The 218-nt window shown below is 52.3% G+C and carries 1 protein-coding gene; it reads left to right on the forward strand.

What is annotated here, in order from left to right:
- A partial coding sequence (locus AOA59_RS32240; protein ID WP_158235189.1) for an immunoglobulin-like domain-containing protein occupies window positions 1–218 on the forward strand: 218 nt, incomplete at both ends.

Here is a 218-nt window from a genome sequence, read left to right on the forward strand (position 1 = left end):
GTGTTTAACACTCCAGCCAATGACGTCTATAACAACGGTTCGACTGTCAGCACCACCATCGCGAAGACCGAAGGCGGCAACTTTGAGAACCTGGTCACCGATCCGAAGGCAGCTGAAACAGCCATCACTGACTCGATCGATAACACCACGGTTTCGCTGACTGCTGATAAAGCCTCTGTAGTTGAAGGCGGTGACATCACTTACACCGCGACCTTGAC

It is taken from the genome of Pseudomonas sp. 2822-15, from assembly GCF_002742515.1.
GTDB lineage: Bacteria > Pseudomonadota > Gammaproteobacteria > Pseudomonadales > Pseudomonadaceae > Aquipseudomonas > Aquipseudomonas salomonii.